The sequence below is a fragment of the Kitasatospora sp. NPDC004799 genome, from assembly GCF_040609095.1.
Taxonomy (GTDB): Bacteria; Actinomycetota; Actinomycetes; order Streptomycetales; family Streptomycetaceae; genus Kitasatospora.
The window spans coordinates 1-12,426 of record NZ_JBEXJK010000018.1 but is presented as its reverse complement, the minus strand read 5'-3'; the positions used below and the strand labels follow the sequence as shown (position 1 = coordinate 12,426).

The 12,426-nt window shown below is 71.0% G+C and carries 18 protein-coding genes and 1 pseudogene; 11 read left to right on the top strand and 8 right to left on the bottom strand.

Going from position 1 to position 12,426, the window contains the following annotated elements:
* Nucleotides 1–25 precede the first annotated feature (25 nt).
* From ABZW03_RS04425 to ABZW03_RS04385, 9 genes are all read left to right on the top strand, one after another.
* Nucleotides 26–739, top strand: a complete 714-nt coding sequence (locus ABZW03_RS04425; RefSeq protein WP_355252044.1) for an HAD family hydrolase — start codon at nt 26–28, stop codon at nt 737–739.
* Between the two features lie 138 nt (nt 740–877).
* Nucleotides 878–1,462 carry a DUF4913 domain-containing protein gene (locus tag ABZW03_RS04420; RefSeq protein WP_355252042.1) on the top strand — a complete coding sequence of 195 codons (585 nt, stop codon included), beginning with the start codon at nt 878–880 and terminating at the stop codon, nt 1,460–1,462.
* Nucleotides 1,459–2,202: a glycosyl hydrolase gene (locus ABZW03_RS04415; protein WP_355252040.1), complete on the top strand. Its 744-nt coding sequence runs from the start codon at nt 1,459–1,461 to the stop codon at nt 2,200–2,202. Before ABZW03_RS04420 ends, ABZW03_RS04415 begins: the two co-directional genes overlap by 4 nt.
* Nucleotides 2,199–2,690, top strand: coding sequence for a hypothetical protein (locus tag ABZW03_RS04410; protein ID WP_355252037.1), 492 nt, complete (start codon nt 2,199–2,201; stop codon nt 2,688–2,690). Before ABZW03_RS04415 ends, ABZW03_RS04410 begins: the two co-directional genes overlap by 4 nt.
* Nucleotides 2,687–3,340: a hypothetical protein gene (locus ABZW03_RS04405; RefSeq protein ID WP_355252033.1), complete on the top strand. Its 654-nt coding sequence runs from the start codon at nt 2,687–2,689 to the stop codon at nt 3,338–3,340. The genes ABZW03_RS04410 and ABZW03_RS04405 overlap by 4 nt, the downstream gene beginning before the upstream one ends.
* Nucleotides 3,337–4,164: a winged helix-turn-helix transcriptional regulator gene (locus ABZW03_RS04400; RefSeq protein WP_355252030.1), complete on the top strand. Its 828-nt coding sequence runs from the start codon at nt 3,337–3,339 to the stop codon at nt 4,162–4,164. Before ABZW03_RS04405 ends, ABZW03_RS04400 begins: the two co-directional genes overlap by 4 nt.
* Before the next feature lie 107 nt (nt 4,165–4,271).
* A complete protein-coding gene (locus ABZW03_RS04395; protein ID WP_355252027.1) occupies nt 4,272–5,069 on the top strand; it encodes a DUF317 domain-containing protein in 798 nt (265 codons plus the stop codon).
* A gap of 14 nt (nt 5,070–5,083) precedes the next feature.
* A complete protein-coding gene (locus tag ABZW03_RS04390; RefSeq protein ID WP_355252024.1) occupies nt 5,084–5,932 on the top strand; it encodes a DUF317 domain-containing protein in 849 nt (282 codons plus the stop codon).
* Between the two features lie 24 nt (nt 5,933–5,956).
* Entirely contained in the window at nt 5,957–6,328 is a 372-nt protein-coding gene (locus tag ABZW03_RS04385) for a hypothetical protein (RefSeq protein ID WP_355252021.1), read from the top strand.
* A 120-nt stretch (nt 6,329–6,448) separates the two neighbouring features.
* Here ABZW03_RS04385 and ABZW03_RS04380 read toward each other — a convergent pair whose 3' ends face one another.
* Nucleotides 6,449–6,712 (bottom strand): hypothetical protein, encoded by a 264-nt coding sequence (locus tag ABZW03_RS04380; RefSeq protein ID WP_355252018.1) that lies wholly within the window; start codon nt 6,710–6,712, stop codon nt 6,449–6,451.
* Nucleotides 6,713–6,908: 196 nt separating this feature from the next.
* Between ABZW03_RS04380 and ABZW03_RS04375 the strand changes: the two genes are divergently transcribed.
* The gene (locus tag ABZW03_RS04375; protein ID WP_355252015.1) at nt 6,909–7,262 is read left to right on the top strand and encodes a DUF317 domain-containing protein; all 354 of its coding nucleotides are present in this window, start codon (nt 6,909–6,911) and stop codon (nt 7,260–7,262) included.
* Nucleotides 7,263–7,762: 500 nt separating this feature from the next.
* Here ABZW03_RS04375 and ABZW03_RS04370 read toward each other — a convergent pair whose 3' ends face one another.
* On the bottom strand, nt 7,763–8,143 hold the full coding sequence (locus tag ABZW03_RS04370; RefSeq protein WP_355252012.1) for a hypothetical protein: 381 nt from the start codon (nt 8,141–8,143) through the stop codon (nt 7,763–7,765).
* Nucleotides 8,144–8,181: 38 nt separating this feature from the next.
* Here ABZW03_RS04370 and ABZW03_RS04365 point away from each other — a divergent pair, with 38 nt between their 5' ends.
* Entirely contained in the window at nt 8,182–8,394 is a 213-nt protein-coding gene (locus ABZW03_RS04365) for a hypothetical protein (protein WP_355252009.1), read from the top strand.
* 483 nt (nt 8,395–8,877) lie between these two features.
* On the opposite strand, the gene ABZW03_RS04360 is transcribed toward ABZW03_RS04365, so the two are convergent.
* From ABZW03_RS04360 to ABZW03_RS04335, 6 genes and pseudogenes are all read right to left on the bottom strand, one after another.
* On the bottom strand, nt 8,878–9,366 hold the full coding sequence (locus tag ABZW03_RS04360) for a SitI3 family protein (RefSeq protein WP_355252006.1): 489 nt from the start codon (nt 9,364–9,366) through the stop codon (nt 8,878–8,880).
* A 17-nt stretch (nt 9,367–9,383) separates the two neighbouring features.
* Nucleotides 9,384–10,604 carry a putative T7SS-secreted protein gene (locus ABZW03_RS04355; protein WP_355252003.1) on the bottom strand — a complete coding sequence of 407 codons (1,221 nt, stop codon included), beginning with the start codon at nt 10,602–10,604 and terminating at the stop codon, nt 9,384–9,386.
* Between the two features lie 118 nt (nt 10,605–10,722).
* Entirely contained in the window at nt 10,723–11,043 is a 321-nt protein-coding gene (locus tag ABZW03_RS04350) for a hypothetical protein (protein ID WP_355252000.1), read from the bottom strand.
* A 368-nt stretch (nt 11,044–11,411) separates the two neighbouring features.
* Nucleotides 11,412–11,810 (bottom strand): hypothetical protein, encoded by a 399-nt coding sequence (locus tag ABZW03_RS04345; protein ID WP_355251997.1) that lies wholly within the window; start codon nt 11,808–11,810, stop codon nt 11,412–11,414.
* 93 nt (nt 11,811–11,903) lie between these two features.
* Nucleotides 11,904–12,311 (bottom strand): hypothetical protein, encoded by a 408-nt coding sequence (locus tag ABZW03_RS04340; RefSeq protein ID WP_355252137.1) that lies wholly within the window; start codon nt 12,309–12,311, stop codon nt 11,904–11,906.
* A 23-nt stretch (nt 12,312–12,334) separates the two neighbouring features.
* Nucleotides 12,335–12,426: pseudogene (locus tag ABZW03_RS04335) on the bottom strand (hypothetical protein); the annotation flags it as partial.

Here is a 12,426-nt window from a genome sequence, read left to right as displayed (position 1 = left end):
TCCAAGCAACCCGAAGGACACCGCCGTGAACACCGCCCTCTTCGCCGCCACAACTCCCCCCACCCGCATGCACGTTGTGTGGGACTGGAACGGGACGGTCAAGGACGACCTCGACGACCATGTCGCCGCACTGAACGCGACCCTGCCCGCCCTCGGCGGCGCTCCGGTCGACCGGGAGACCTACCGGGCCAAGCACACCGTGCCGATCCCGGACTTCTACGCCCGCCTGCTCGGCCGCACCATCACCGAACAGGAGTGGATCGCCAGCGACAACGCCTTCCTCGCCCACCTGCGCGCCCAGCCGGTGCGCGTGCGCGAGGGCGCCGTCGAACTGATGACCGCCCTGCGCGAGGCCGGCCACACCCAGTCACTGCTGTCCCTGTGCCCGCACGACACCCTGGTCCGCGAAGTAGAGCAGGCCGGCATCGAGCGCTTCTTCACCCGGTACGAGGGCCGCATCGGCCCCTCCGGCGGCACCAAGGCCGCCCCGCTCGCCGCCCACCTGCACGCCCTCGGCCTCACCGACCGGGCGCACCGCGTGCTGCTGGTCGGCGATGCCGTAGACGACGCAGATGCCGCCCACGCCAACGGCGCGTACGCGGTGCTGCACACCGGCGGACTGCACCACCCCGCCAAGCTCGCCGCCTCCGGCCACCCGCTCACCGACACCCTCGCCGACGCCGTCGCCCTCGGCCTGAGCCTCGTCCAGAAGCACGACGCCCAACTGGCCTGTGCCTAACAGCAGACGGCGGCCGGGCCGCACCGCCGATCCCGCACACCATCTCCCTCGACGACCGCTGCACGAGAACTCCGCCGTGACCCGAAGAAGACCTTCCGCCCCTGCTCGCCCCGTCCGTCCGAACCCTCTGGATCTGCCATGTCCGACCCGATGCCGGGCACCCCCGAGCCCGAGCCGATCCGCATCCCCGACGAAGACCTGGACGACCTCGTCAGCGCCCTGACCCGCACCATGGCCGAGGTCCGCCAGCACGGCGTCATCCTCGACCGCCTCGGTTCCGAAGCCGACGACGCACCGGGGTCCGGCTCCACCGAGCCGGACCCCGAGTCCGCAGACGAACTCGAAGGCGCCCCTCCCCTGTTCATCCTCGCCATGGGCGGCGCGCAGTACGCCGCCGAGCTGGCCGAGCTGTCCTTCTGGGTCACCCACATCCTGCTGCCGGTCTACGGCCGGGAGATCGGCTCCACCCGCCCCTGGTGCGCGAAGTGGCACGAGCACCCGGAGGCCGTCGCCCGCCTCCACGGGCTGTGGCTCGCCTGGCAGCAGCTCACCGCCGCCGAGGCCGGACACAGCGGGCCCTCCACATGGCATCGAGACCACCTCGACCACACGCTGCTCCAACTGCGGGCGCCCGACGGCCCATTCGCCGCCTGCACCACCAGCCCGTCCCGGCCCGCCCACCGTGTCCTGTCCACCCCCGATCAGCTGGGACTCGCCGCATGACCCCCACGCTCGACCTTCAGGTCGACGGCCTGACCCCCGCCGACGAGGAGACGGCCGATCTCTACGACGGAATGCACGAGGACGAATTCAAGGTCCTCGCCCAGCACGATGCCGGCGAACGCTCCCTCGTGCTGGCCTTCGACACCACGGCGACTTGGGGCGCGCTCCACGGCGAGCCGAACGTGGCCGCCTTCGATGTCGTCCGCCACCGTGACCAGGGGTCGTTCAGCCTGCGCACGTCGCAGCACGCGAACCTCGCGTTCGCTCGCAAGTGGCTGATCGAGCGGGGGTGCCCGTCCGACGCCCTCCAGCTGGCCTGGAGGCGGCCCGGGGACGAGCTGACGGCGCGCGTCGAGGAGCGGATTCACCGCGCTGGCGACCGCTACGAGGTCGTCGACCAGCTGGCCATGGACGGCGAGGCCACCGAGGCGTGGACGATCGCTGTCGACCGGACCGCCGCCGAGCTGCCGGCGCGGTTGTTCCTCGAAGAGTTCCAGCCCGACCGCGGCACCTACACGCTTCGCGAGGGCGCCTTTCCTGATGTGGAAACCGCTTGGCGATGGACCCGCACGGATCTCGGCCCGCTGCCCCTCGTACCCGAGGACCGCGATCCGGAGTTCAACCGTACCCGCGCCACCCTCGCCCGCAGCGCAGCCCCGTCCATCAGCGCCGCCGCCGTCATGGCCTCCGCACCCGCGGCAGCCGCCGTTGCGCAGCCCGATCGGAGGCGGTCGCTGTGAGCCGCGCGAAGTTCGCCTTCTCCGCCCACCCCGACGCGATCGCCGACCTGCGCCAACTCCCCGACGCCATCCGCGACCAGGCCCTGCTCCATCTGCAGGACCTCGTGCACGGCGAGCGCGTCGCCAAGCGCCTCGACGGCCGGCTGGAGGGCTGCCACAAGATCTACCTCGGCGTCGGCGACCAGTTCGCCAGCCACCGTCTGGTCGTGCAGTTCCGCGACGCCCCGCCGGCCTCGAAGCACGCACGCGAGGTCCATCTCGTCGCCGCCGGCCCGCGGCTGGACTACGCGGTCTACCGCTCCGCCCAGAACCGCCTGGGCCGCACCGGGCTCAACCTTCCCGCCGGTCTCAGCCCCGCCGAGGAGGCCCGGGTGCGCGCCGCCCGCGCCCGCTCGACGCGCCCGGCACCAGCGGCTGCCCCCGGCGCCGCGTACACCACAGCCTCTCCCGGCTACGCCCCCAACTCCGCTGCTCGAAAGGCCCGATGATGACCACCGCCCCCACCCACGCCGAACTCGCCACCTGGCTCGTCGAGGCCGCCGAAGCCGTCTCCGGCATCGTCACCACCCAGCACTCCACCCCGCTCTCCCGCTCCTACCTCCACCCCGTCCTCGGCCCGCTCGCCGTCGGGCCCGAGGTGCTCACGGCCCTGGCGAACCGCATGGAGGACCTGCTCGACGAGGAGCTGCCGACCGCACCGGCCACCCTGTTCACCCTGGCCTCCTACGCCTCCGCCCTGGGCTGGCTCACCGAGTCGCTCTCCGAACTGACGCAGACCGTCGATGTCTTGGCCACCATGGCCGGCCTTCCGCCGCGCCCTGGTGCCGCGCCCACCGTCCCCGGCGAGTTGGAGGGCTTCGACCTCTCCGGCTACGCCCCGCGCGACCAGGAGACGGTCACCACCCTGGCGGCCGAAGCCGCGCTCCCGCCCGGCCTCTACCTCCAGGTCCTGGGCCGATCCCTGCTCGCCGCCTCGGACTTCACCGACGCGTGCCTGGAGATCGTCGGCGCCCTGACCGAGGACGCCCACGACCTCCTCAAGGAGTCGGTCAGCTTCATACGCCTGGGCGGCAACGGCCCCGACAGCCTGCCCACCCTGGTCCGCTCCCTCATCGCCCGGATGGAGACGACCGAGTGAACCCGCACGACCAGCTGGCGGAGCCGACCCCTGCCATGACCACCGCCGACGCGGCACGCGTGGAGAACGCCCTGCGCCAGCTGGCCCCGAAGTGGACCACGCACTTCGTCCACACCATCGCCAAGTACGGCCCGGAGCTGCGCGTGCGCGACGTCGCCCACCACCATCCGGCGATCAACCAGCCGTACGTCAGCAAGCGCCTCGCCGCCATGGCGGACGCCAGGCTGGTGAACCGCGACGCCACTTTCGACCGCTGGGCGCCGTACCGGCTCAGCTCCGGGGCGCGGACGCTCGGCCCGCTCTACCGCGCGGTGGCCCAGTGGTCCTCCGAGCACCTCGACCGCCCACCGCAGGGACGGTCCGACCGGATCGAGGACGCCCTGCGCCGTCTGCACCTGGTGGACACCACCGAGGTGGTCCGGCTGCTCTCGGAACACGGGAGCATGCGGGTGGGCCACCTCGGGGAGCGCATCGGCGTCTCCGAGCAGCTCATCGCCACCCGGCTCAACCACATGCAGGCCGACGGCCTGGTCGCCCGCACCGGCTCCCGGCACGGCGCCCCCTACATCCTGACCGACGCCGGGCGCGCCCTCGCCCCCGTGTACGCCGCCGTGCAGCAGTGGGACCACCGGCACTCGGCCGCCCCGGCCGTTCGGATGCCAGCCGCCGCCCGCACTCTGGCTACCGGAGCTGACACCGCACGAACCGCGGCGGCGCTGCGGCGAAGCCCCGCCCCCACGGGCCTGTTCAGCCACGCCCCGGCCACTCAGCCACGTGTCCCCGCAGCGGTGACGGCGGCGTCCCGCCCTTCCCACGGGCGGTGATCACCACGAACAGACGCCCAGAACCCCTCCCCCTCTCCGGCTCCCCCGCGCCCGCCCGCCACCGACGGCGTGCGGGCCCGCTCCCCACCGCGTTCAGGATCCTCCCGGTGCTCTCCACCTCCCCCTTGCTCGTCCACCCGCTCCGTCTCGCCGGCCCCGGTGACCACCAGCTCATCACCGACACACTCGACACCGCCCCCGGCTGGAGCCGCGACCGCTCGCCCGACGGAGCGATCCGCTACACCAGCCCCTGCCGAACCGCCCTCATCACCGGCGGTCCCGCGACCAGCCGCCCTGGCGCCTGGACCGTCCACGGCTACCGCCCGCCCGGCTCCACCCCACTGTGGCGTGCGTCGTTCGCGCCCGGAACGCCCGCCGAGATCACCGCCGCCTTCACGACCACCCTCGTCCACGGCCTGCGCAGCGGGCACCGCGACTACCTGCGCGGCGGCCCCCACCACCTCCCGACCACCCCCGCCTCCGTCCTCGCCAACCGCGGCTGGCGGCCCGACCAGAGCCCCCCGGGCTTCCACGACCAGGTCGCACCCGACCTCACCGCCGTCTACCGGCACCGCATCGGCCACCAGCCGCCCGACGCCGAAGCCGCCGGCCGGACCCCGCCAGCCTGGAGCATGCTCGCCGGCAACCTGCGAAACCCCTCCTGGCGTGCGGACTTCACCACCGGCGTGCCCTTCTACCCCCTCGTCCGCGCCACCCTCGCCTTCAGCTCGCCCGCGCCCGTGGAACGGCGCCGCTGCGACATCCCCGCCCACCACCTCCCTCACCTCACCGCCCGGGCGCCCTCCGAAGCCGCCGACGCCCGCCCGGCACCCCGCAGTCGGCCGGCCTCACCCGTCACCCCGACCGCCACCCGGCCCGCGCCCACTACGGCGCGCCGCCGCTGACCATGGACGATCCGATGCCGTACGCCCCCGAGAAGCCCCGCGAGTACCGGATCACCCCCCGCTACCTCGCCAACGGGGACGCCAACGGCTCCCCGGCCATCCAGCGCCTCCTGGACGCCGGCTGGGCCCTCAGCAGGGACGAGCTGGCGAACACCTTCGTCACCTCGCCGGACCTGCGGGCCCGCCTGGCGTACCTGCCCGAGGGCGAGGACTCGACGCTGTGGAAGATCAGCGCGGGGCCGGACGCCTTCGCCCCGCCCCAGTGGCTGGTCACCTTCGACGACCGCACCCCGCCCGAGGTCGTCGACGACTTCACCGCCGCGCTCGCCGACGCCTACGCACACGGTCCCGAGGCCTACCTGGGCGGCGGCGGCCGAACCTCCGGAGCCGACACCGCCGTCCGGCTCCTGGCCGACGGCTGGCGCCTGGACCCCGCCACCCCGTTCGTGAGCTACCAGTCGCCCGACCGCCTCATCCAGCTCCACCGACGGGACAACCCGCTGCGGCACGAAGCCGAGATGGCCGGCGACACCGAGCGCTGGCTTTTCGAGGTCGGCCCGCCCCGCGGCGTCTGGTACGCCACCGCCTCCTCGCGCCTGCCCGAGCACCTGCTCCAGACCCTCACCACCGCCGTCACCGACCGGACACCGGTCAACCGGTACATGCGGCGCGTCGACCTGGAGCACCTGCCCGCCGTCGCCACCGCGACGCCGACGGCGCCCAGCCCCCTGGAGGTCGCGCGCGTCCGCGCGGCCACCTCCCGCTCGCTCTCCTTTCCCCGCACCGCGCCGTCCGCGCTCGCCTACAGCACCACCACCCGCCCTCCGGCGCTCCCGGCCGCCTCTGCCGGACGCTCCCGCTGACCACCCGCGCCCCAAAGGAATCCCGTGCCCGACGCCACCGCCCTGGAGCACGCCGACGCGATGATCGAGAAGGCCTGGGGCCGGCCGATCACCGAACTGGAGAAGACCGCGACCCGCCACCCCGTCGAGGACCCGCTGCTGCGCGCGGCCATGCACAGCCGCGGCTACCTCACCGTGGTCTCCAACTCCGTTGCCGTGCACCAAGAACGGCTGCACGCCCTCACCCGTCCCGGGTACGTCCCCGCCTTCTACGACCTCGACCGGATCACGGCATCGGCGAGTGCCCTGCGGACCGCCCACGCCGAGAGCAACACCGCCTTGCAGGCGATCCGCCACGTCGTCGACGCCCGCGAACTCGCCCTGCAACCCAAAACAGCCCCGGCGCCGACCGCGTGAAGGCCGCCACCGCGCGCAGCACGCACGCTCCGCGCCCGCCGGGTCTTCCCCCGGAGCGGCCCGCCCCGCCGACCGCAGCCGCTCCAGCTGCCTCGGCCGCGAACCGGCGGTAGCGGAGGGTCAGTTCACGTCCTGGTCGTGGTGGGTGCCCGGGTCGGCGGCGCCCACCACGCGGGCCAGTTCCTCCAGCGTCAGCTCCACGCGTCGGCCGTCTGCCAGCCTGGCCTCGGCCGTCTCGGCCTGCGCCCACCCGGCACGGCTCGTCGCCTTCACGGCCCACTGGCCGTCGGCGATCATGGCGATGTCGCCCCTCGTCCACGCCCGACCCGCGCTGCGGATCTTGCGCTCCAGCGCCGCCATGTCTCGGCCTCTGCTCGGCTCCAACGCCATCTCCCCCTTCAGACCTGCGTACGGCCCCATGCCGTAACCCCTCTTCAGCACCGGGCCCCGCCGATCCATTCCCGGGCCGGTTCGCCCACGGCAGACCGGTAGCCACCGGAAACGACTACGCGCTTCGGTACATCGCATGTCAACGTACTCATGTCACCGAAACCGCAGGTCAACGAAGGGACCCGGCCCCATGAGCACGTCCACCAACCTCCCGCCCGCCCCCGTCCGCCCCGCCGGCCAGGAGCGCGGCTGGCTCTCCCCCGACCACGGTACAGAGCCGGCCCTCTCCCTGCTCGACGGCCTCGGCTGGACCATCGTGGACACCCCCGAGGCCAATCTCCACTGCGCCAGCCCGGACGGACGGGTCTACGTCGGCTGGCTGCCCGAGGACCCGGGCGCGTGGCAGCGCGGCATCGTCTGGCGCGTCCACGTCCGGCCCGCCGATGCCGCCGCCTGGAGCCAGGAGTTCGGCATCCACACCCCTTCCGATTCCGAAGCCGTCGCCGGGTTCCTCGCCGCGCTCGCCGCCAACCCGTCCCGATAGACCAACACCACCGATCAGAGCACTACTTGGCCACACCCCGACTGGACCACACCGTCGCCCACGGCACACCCCGTACCGGCCTCGGGCTCGCGCTCGACGACCCGCACATCGTCTGTGCCGACGGCTTCTGCGTCTCAGTGCTCGCCCTCGCCCTCGCCCCGCCGAGACGTACCTGCTGCCCGCCCGGACGCTCGAAGTCGGCTTCCCGACTCGGCGGCCGGAGCCCTGGAGCCGCTGGCGGTCCTACCTCGAACCGGCCGCCGACGAGGACGGCCCCACCGAGTCCGTGTACCTGTACGTCCCCGTCGCCCTGGTCCGGGACCTGATCGAAGCTCACGGCGGCGAGGCCCGGCTCCTTCCCCGCCAGCGCTCCTGACGCCGTATCCGTCCCGGCCGGGTCGGTCACCTGCGCGCTCGGCCGCCTGGCCACCGACGGCCGGGTGGTGCTCGAAGCCGAGGGCGAGCCGCTGGCTCTGCGGTCCTACCGCCTCGCCGACTGATCACCCGCCCCCGAAGGAGACAGCACGAACACCCATCACGTCGACTTCCACCCGGTCGTCGTCACCGCCACCACCGAGCACCACGCGAGCCGCCGCATCCTCGCCAACCCCCATCTGCGGATCGTACGCGCCGACCAGGTCCTCCCCGGCGACCTGATCGTCTCCGCCTTTCAGCCCGCCGGTCCCCACCGCTTCCGCCGCACCGACTACTTCGCCTCCGGCCCCTACCCGGCCAGCCCCGGGGTCTACCACCCGGACTGCGGCTGCGGTGTCTGCTGTCTCCCCGACGTCCAAGGCCAGGACGGCACCGTCGTCCTCACCACCGGCCGACCGTGGGACACCTGCGACCCGTGGCCCGCCAACGACCTCGTCCTCATCCACCCCAACTCCCCGCAAGCCATCTCGCCGAGGAAGCGCCCGTGCCCCAGAACCTGACCGTCGCCCACCTGATCGCCCAGCTCCAGGGCCTCGACCCGGGTCTGACCGTCCGGCTCGCAGTGAACCCGGACTGGCCGTTCTCGCACCTGCCGGCCGCCGCCGCCGTCGTGCACAACGACGTCGTCTACCTGCCCGAGGACGGCCAGGAGGGCTACCTGCCCACCGCCGTCCGCGAAGAACTCGCCTGGGCCTGAACCACCGCCCGTACGAAGGAGACCTGTATCCCGACCACCCGCCGCCTCGCCCGACCGCAGTCGCTCGACCGCGTCGCGCTGCACCCCGTACCGCCGTGGGCGAGCGGAGCGCTCGTCCGCCGCATCCCCACCAACCCCGGCCAACCGATCGAGATCCTCTGGTTCCCGGCCACCGCGCCCAGACTCCCCTTCGGTCGCATCCTGCTGCGGTGGGAGAAGGCCCCCGGGTCCGGCTGGGACGTCACCGCCCACCTCGGCCTCGCCACCACCGACGTCCACCTCGCCACCTGGCCCGCCGCCCCCGACGACTGGCCCCGCCTGGTGCGTCCCACCCTGGACGAGGTCACCGGCCTGTGCTCAGCCCTCGCCGCCGCCACCGCCGCCCTCGAACTCGCCAGCCGCCTCGCCGACTCCTGAACACGATCGCACAAGGCCGCCCCGCACCGATCAGGCCGGGGCGGCCACTCGTTCTGAAGCGATCAGTTAGTCCTGGACGGAGTATTCGTAGGTCTCTCGGCGGTACGGCCCCGAGATGCCAGACAGGCGGTTGGACGGCCAGATATCGCTGTGCTCGCTCAGGCTCAGCTCGCCGTTCAGGCGTACGAGCCAGACCGCCTCCGACTCGTAGTGCAGGACCGCGTCGCCGGGGACCCGGGCGAGCAGCTCCACGGCGAGACGGGCCATGTCGTCCTGCTGGCCGACGATGTCACCTTCTTTCCCAAGATCGAAGGACACCATGACAGTAGGCGAGAAGGCGTGCTCGCCGATTTGCGGAGAACCCCAGGGCAGCGGCGTCATCGGGGTTACATAGACCAAGGTGCCATATACGGTTTCCGCGCCGTCACCGACGAGCGTCTCCGCGACCACTGCGGGGCTGAGAAGTCGCAGCGACTGGGCGGCCTCGTTGAGCTTTCGCGCGACGTCGGCTACCGAAAGTGGGGTCGCCAACTCAAGGCTGTAGGAAAGAGACACGTTCGTCCTTCTGGTTGTCAGGGGTAAAGGTGAACCACGTTGCCGGACTTGTCGATCACCTTGACCTCTTTGAGGCCGTTGACCGGCTTGTCCTTCAGCGCTTGCAGAATGTCCGCCTGCGACAGGGGACTGTCCTGCATGTTCAGGACGATACGGTCCGCCTGCCCCTTGTTGATCTTCTTCTGCATTTCCGACGTGACATTGATAGGTCGATCTGTGGCGGGTGACATGCAGTCCATGATCTCGCCCTCCACACGATAGTCCGGATTCTTGGCACCCGGGACATTCGGATTCTGCTCGACCTTGTAGCCGTTCTTCGCCAGAATCTCGGCCGACTCGTTCTCCCGGCTGAGCGATCGTACCGTCGTGGCGTCAGCGTTCTTCGGAATGTTGGTGACGCGCCCACCAGGCTTTGCCGCTGGGTCGGGTGTCCCCGATGGGCGAGTCCCTGTGGGTCCGCTGTTTCCGCCGCCACCACCGCCGTTGCCTTCCATGTGGACCCGGTCGGGTCCGGCCGCATCCTCCATGATCTGGCTCATGCCGGCGCCGGCGAGGGAGAGTCCACCAACGATGGCGCCAGCGGAAACAACGTTGACGGGAACGCCGATCGCTGCACCCACACCAGTGAGGTCGAGGCCCACGCCCAGTACCTCGCCACCGGCCCCGAGCGTCGCGAGTCCCAGGCCAGCTGCGACCTCGGCCATCGCGCCGGGATCGTGGATCATGGCATTGCCTATCGAGGCCAGGTCTTCGACAGCAGTCTTGCCCATGTCCAGAAGAAAGTCGCCCGCGTCGGAGAAGAACTCGCCGATGTCGTCGAGCCAGCCCGGCTCCTCCGGCGCCTTGTCGCGAGCCTTGGCAATCTTGTTCGCCGCGTTGTCGCCGGCCGTCTTAAGCTGAGTGCGTGCGTTGTCGAGTGTGTGCCGTGCGGCTGCCCGCTTGCTCTCGCCGGGGTCGTTGAACTGCACCGAGTGGCCGGCGTTCTTCTCTGCTTCCGCATGTTCGGTCTTTGCTTTGCTTGTTGCCGCCTCGGCCTCGTTCCACTGCTTGATTGCGTCCGATGCCTGTCCCTGGGCCCAGGTCAGAGCATGCTGGTAGGACGTCAATGCGTTGGCAGCATCATGAAAGCAGTCACCGGCCTCCAGCCACTTTCCGGGCTCCCCCTTGAACGCGTTCCGGAATGCCTCACCAGCCGGCCCCGACCAGCCCTCACTGGTGTCGATTCGCTTCAGGCCCATCCCTGTCGAGTGAGGGTGTCGCCATAGCCCGTAAGCCAGGCGCAGGTCGATTCGAGCGCGCCCGGGTCCCCCGGAACGAGCTGGAGAGGGTCCGTCGTCTGACCCAGTTCCTTCGCCACTACTTCGCCCCCGGGTCCTCACCGCTGCTGCTACCGAGCATGCCGTCCACGATCGTGGCTTCGACACCTTGGTAGGCCTTCACCGATGCATCCAGCCGTGCCGAGATAGCCTGGGCATCCTTTGCGAGGTTCTCCACACCGATCTCCCATCGAGTGCAGAAGTTCTCAAGGACATCAGCCAGGTGACTGTGCCCGACATCGCTCTTCTTCGAGTCAATGTCGCTGACCTTCTTGACTTTCAGCTTCACCAGGGTGTCGGTGATCCCCGACGAGGCTGTTTTAAGAGCCTCCAGATCGACCTTGAAACCTTCCGCCGCCATGAACTCTCCCCGTGCACTGATGGCGTCGAGCCAACTACCAATCGTATCTGATGGGGCGGCCTGATGTGACCGGACGGCGACAGGTAGGCCCTGACCTGTCGTCAGCCTGACTGTCCGGGTGGATGGTTATCCTGAAGGGCCTGTCGAGCCTGACCGACGACTCCCGGCCGCAGCCTGCAGTCACGGCCACAGTGCCCGGTCCGACCGTCACGATGACGGGCCCCACGCAACATCGTTGCATCGGTTACGTCCGGCCCGCCAGGAACGCCAACCGGGGGGACCGGCCTCAGCCGATCCCCCCGGTAAGGTCGCAGCTCACGACCATGCGCAGCACATACCGGTTGTTGCATCCGATGCAATACCGCTCGTCAGTCCAGGTAGATGCCGGCGAAGGTCCCATCGAAGCCCAGGGCCACCCGCGCGGTGTCGGTGTCGGCGTGGTGGGTCCAGGTCGGATTGGCGATCATCGCGTCGAAGTCCTTGCGGGTGATCTCCGGCTCCAGCCACTCGTTCCCGCAGCGGCACCGCACCCACACGTTGCGGCGGTGGTTGAGCAGCAGCCAGTCCCGGCGGGCCCGGCAGGCGGAGCAGGTTACCGGCATGCCGCGCAGCGCGAGTTCGGCCGGGTGATGCAGACCCCGGACGGCCTCCGGGCCGCTGGGGGTCTGGGTCTCGCACTCCACCTGTAGGAGCAGGTCGGAGGAGACCGGGCCCGGGGTGGTAATCGGGGCCGGGGCGGTGGTGGTGTACTCGGTGGTTCTGGTCACGGGCTCTCCGTTCGTGGTGTTCGGGTACTTGCGTAACACCTGGTGGAAGCAGGTGTCGAGGGGTCCGGGAATGCCGCTCGGCGGGTTGCCGGTTCAGCGGCGTGGTGCCGGGCGGTGCGGGTCAGTAGCCGACTGGGCCGGCGCCGGCTGCACGGTACGTGCCCGTGCTGGCCCCGTCCGTGTCTGGTTACCGGGGGCCGTGCGGGTGAGGGGGTGTTCGGGGTGGGCGGGAAGGTCGGCGAGGCGGCGGATGCGCCAGACGATTACGTCGGTGGTGTTGCGGGCGGTTTCCAGCTCCCGCCGGTCGACAGCCTTCTCCAGGAGGGCTTTGGGGTCGTGGCCGGCCTTCTCGGCTTCCGTGAGGACGGCGGCCAGGGCGTCGTGCTCGCGGGCCGGACTCTTCGGGGCGTCCGTGTCGCCGAGGACAGTGCGGATGGTGGTGTCGTGGCGGCGGCGCTCGGCCGCGGGTAGCGCGCGGCCCGCCTCGAGCATCGTGCGCATGGGGGTGGCGGCAGCCAGCTGGTCAGCACGTAGTTCAGGTACTCGGCCGTCGGCCGGCCGGCCCGGATGCCCGGGATGAACCCACCATACTTCTTCATGTTGTCGGCAACTTCTT